Genomic DNA, 3,544 nt, shown 5'->3' on the forward strand with positions numbered 1-3,544 from the left:
AAACCAACCGTACCCGCGCCGAAGTGGCCGCCGAAGCCGCCACCGTGGCCCAGACCCGCTCCATCGAGCCCGCTGGTTCGCGTGTGGTGACCTACAAGTCCACCGCCGACCGCGCTGCCGTGCGTGCCCAGGCTGCTGACGCCGTGCGCACCGGCCAGATTTCTTACGGTGAGCGTGGTTGATTTTTCAGCGCCTGATTCGCTGAATCCACCGCCCTTTCTGTTTCGTATTGCTCAGTACATCCCTCTTTTTTGAATTTCATCGGAGTTTCACCATGAACAAGACCGCTCGCATCATCTCCATCGCCGCTGTGGCTGCTTTCTCTGCCTTCGGCGCGCACGCTGACGAAGCTGATGGCTCGCAATTTGCCCTGAAGTTCGACACGAACCGCACCCGCGCTGAAGTGGCTGCTGAAGCCGCCACGGTGGCCCAGACCCGCTCTATCGAGCCTGCTGGTTCGCGTGTGGTGACCTACAAGTCCACGGCTGACCGTGCTGCTGTGCGTGCCCTGGCTGCTGAAGCCCTGCGCACGGGCCAGATCCCTTCGGGCGAATTCAGCGCCATGTAATCGGTTGACGCAGTTGCGGGCCTTCCCATGGTGGTGGTACACCGCGTTGGCGGGGTGCTGCTGCCATGGGGAGTGTTTTCCCCGGGGCTGCACATCGAACAAATCGGGCTCCCATCGGGAGCCCTTTTTGTTGGTGTCTTTTCTTTCTGTGTGTTCACGCCGAGCTGTAGGGGCGGGGTGTGGCGCGGTTCATCATCGTGCCCTGTGGGCCAGCATCAAATCCAGGTTCTGCACGGCCGCGCCCGAGGCGCCCTTGCCCAGGTTGTCGAACACCGCCGTGAGCAGCACCTGCCCATGCCGCGCGTTGTGGAACACGCCCAGCCGCAGCTGGTTGGTGCCATTGAGGGCCTGTGGATCAAGTTGTTCTGTGGCTTCGGCCTGTGCCAGGGGCATGACTTCGACATGGGCGGCGCCCGCGTAGTGCTGCTGCAGGCAGGCGTGTAGCCGCTCGCCGTTGGCACCCGAAGTCAGTTGGTGCTCAAACAGGGGAATGCTCAGCACAATGCCCTGGCGGAACGCGCCGTAGGCGGGCACAAAAAAGGGGCGCTGGGCCAGGCCCGCATGCAGTGCGATTTCGGGCGTGTGTTTGTGCTCCAGCTTCAGTCCATACAGCTGAAAGGCTGGGGCATCTGCGCTGCAGGGGCCCTCGTGCTGTTCCACCCGCGCTCGCCCACCGCCCGAATAACCCGACACCGCATGCACTGTGACTGCATGCTCGCGGCCCAGCAGACCCGCACGCACCAGGGGGCGCAACAGGGCTACCGCGCCCGTGGGGTAGCAGCCGGGGTTGCTCACCCGTTGGGCACCTGCGATGCGCGCCGGCTGCGCGGCGTCCATTTCAGGAAAACCATAGACCCACTGCGGATCGGTGCGGTGCGCCGAACTGGCGTCGATCACCTGCACGGCCGGGGCGGTGATGGCGGCCACGGCCTCGCGCGCAGCGGCATCGGGCAGGCACAGGATGGCGATGTCGCAGCTGTTGATGGCTTCTGCGCGGCGGGACGCGTTCTTGCGCTCAGGCTCGGGCAAGGTCAGCAGGCGCAGGTCGGTGCGACCGCGCAGGCGCTCGTGAATCTGCAAGCCTGTGGTGCCTTGGTCGCCGTCGATAAAAACAAGGGGGGATGTAGTCATGGGATGGGCTTGGGGTGTTTTCCGTGGCATCCACGGCGGTATGGAACGGGTGGTGAGGTGAACGGAAGTGGTGAGAAGGGGGTTCGCAATCTTCGGCGCCGGTCTAAACTTTGAAAAGTTGAATTTCACAAATTTAAGGATCAGGTTTACTGAACGTCATGCGCGAACTCAACCTAGACCGTCTGCGCACCCTGGTCACGATTGCCGACCTCGGCTCCTTCGCCGAAGCCGCACGTTTGCTGCACCTGGCGCCGCCCACGGTGAGCCTGCATATCGCTGACCTGGAGGCTCACATCGGCGCCCCCCTGCTGGTGCGCAAGCGTGGCGAGGTGCGGCCCTCGGGCGTGGGCGAGGCGCTCGTTGAACGCGCGCGGCGCCTGCTGGCCGATGCGGATGAAACCCTGGAGCTGATGCAGCGCCAGGTGCAGGGGTTGGCCGGGCGGGTGCGCCTGGGCGCCTCCACCGGCGCCATCGCCCACCTGCTGCCACAGGCACTGGAGGTGCTGGGACAGCACCACCCAGGCGTGGACGTGCAGGTGGCGGTGCTGACCTCGCCAGAGACCATGGCCCGCCTTGCCAGCGGGGCGCTGGACATTGGCCTGGTGGCCCTGCCGCAGCCCGTCGTTCGCGGGGTGGCGGTGCTGCCCTGGCGCCGTGATCCAGTCATGGCCTTCGTGCCTGCAGCCTGGGAGTCGCCCCGGCGCGCCACGCCCCGCTGGTTGGCAGGCCAGCCGCTAATCCTGAACGACGAGGGCACCAGCCTGTCGCGCCTGTGCAAGGAATGGTTTGCCCAGGCGGGCGAGCACCCCCGGGCGCGCATCCAGCTCAACTACAACGACGCCATCAAGAGCCTGGTGGCCGCAGGTTATGGCGCCACGCTACTGCCCCACGAGGCGCCATCTGCCGCGCCCCTGGACCCGCGCATCCGTATGCTGCCCCTGCAGCGCCCCCTGTGGCGGCCGCTCGGCATTGCCCACCGCGAAGGCGGCGTGGAGCGCGCCACCCAGCATGTGCTGGATGTGCTGTGGCGGCAAAAACAGGGCTGATGCTGTCGGGCCAGGTTGTCGGCGCGGGCCTTTCCTGTCGGAGACTCAATGCGCAGCCGGTGATAGTGGGCTAAATTGTGAGAAAAATAGGCCGTCTGCGCGCGACCATATTGAATTTACTGCTATTAAATATGTAGCAAATGAAATCTGAGCTTGCCTGGGCTCGATGCATCGCCACTCGCTCAGCCCACCGCATCGGGCGACAGCGCACTCAGCACCATGCGCACGATCAGCTCCTCGGCCTTTTCGTAGTCGCGCTCCGTCAGTGCCGGTTTGCCCAGCAGCAAGGCGAACTGGGCCTCTTGCTCGGCATAGGCCTGGGTGACCGACCAGATGATGAACATCAGGTGCGTGAAGTTGACTTTGGCAATGCGGCCCTCGCGCGCCCAGCGCTCGAAGGTGCGCACCTCGGTCTTGAGCAGGGGCGCCACCCGCTCGGTGATGGCCGTGCCATACCGTGGTGCACCCGCAATCACCTCTTTGGTGAACACCTTGGCGCCCTGCGGGCGGGTGCGCGAGTAGTGCAGCTTGGCGCGGATATAGCGCCGCAGCGCTTGCTGGGGGTCGTCGCTGTGCGACAGGTCTTCCATGCCCTCCAGCCACTGGGTGAGCACATCGTCCAGCACCCGCTGGTACAGCGCCTCCTTGCTCGGGAAGTAATACAGCAGGTTGTGGCGGCTGATGCCCGCAGCGGCGGCAATGTTCTCCAGCGAGGCGCCCTCAAAGCCGAATTGAGCAAAGTGGTTTTCGGCTTCGGTGAGGATGCCCTGCTCCTTGGCCAGGCGCGAGGCCTTGGGCG

Annotated in this window: 4 protein-coding genes and 1 pseudogene; 3 read left to right on the top strand and 2 right to left on the bottom strand. The window is 65.0% G+C overall.

The features are described from left to right. Window positions 1-182, top strand: a pseudogene (locus tag DBR12_RS14770) (DUF4148 domain-containing protein); the annotation flags it as partial. A gap of 92 nt (window positions 183-274) precedes the next feature. Next, window positions 275-568, top strand: a complete 294-nt coding sequence (locus DBR12_RS14775; RefSeq protein WP_108617545.1) for a DUF4148 domain-containing protein — start codon at window positions 275-277, stop codon at window positions 566-568. A gap of 192 nt (window positions 569-760) precedes the next feature. Here the strand turns inward: DBR12_RS14775 and argC are convergent, their stop codons facing one another. After that, complete coding sequence (gene argC / locus DBR12_RS14780) at window positions 761-1,699, bottom strand: N-acetyl-gamma-glutamyl-phosphate reductase (RefSeq protein ID WP_108617956.1); 939 nt, start codon at window positions 1,697-1,699, stop codon at window positions 761-763. 158 nt (window positions 1,700-1,857) lie between these two features. Here argC and DBR12_RS14785 point away from each other — a divergent pair, with 158 nt between their 5' ends. After that, window positions 1,858-2,745 carry a LysR family transcriptional regulator gene (locus DBR12_RS14785; protein WP_108617957.1) on the top strand — a complete coding sequence of 296 codons (888 nt, stop codon included), beginning with the start codon at window positions 1,858-1,860 and terminating at the stop codon, window positions 2,743-2,745. A gap of 182 nt (window positions 2,746-2,927) precedes the next feature. On the opposite strand, the gene DBR12_RS14790 is transcribed toward DBR12_RS14785, so the two are convergent. After that, the coding region (locus DBR12_RS14790; protein WP_108617958.1) for a TetR/AcrR family transcriptional regulator at window positions 2,928-3,544 on the bottom strand (617 nt) is incomplete at its 5' end.

This window comes from Acidovorax sp. HMWF029 (assembly GCF_003060895.1).
Classification (GTDB): Bacteria; Pseudomonadota; Gammaproteobacteria; order Burkholderiales; family Burkholderiaceae_C; genus Acidovorax.

Excerpts from the sequence above, each read along its gene's own strand:
- DBR12_RS14775 (WP_108617545.1), top strand. The coding sequence starts at position 275 with ATGAACAAGACCGCTCGCATCATCTCCATCGCCGCTGTGGCTGCTTTC.
- argC (WP_108617956.1), bottom strand. The coding sequence starts at position 1,699 with ATGACTACATCCCCCCTTGTTTTTATCGACGGCGACCAAGGCACCACA.
- DBR12_RS14785 (WP_108617957.1), top strand. The coding sequence starts at position 1,858 with ATGCGCGAACTCAACCTAGACCGTCTGCGCACCCTGGTCACGATTGCC.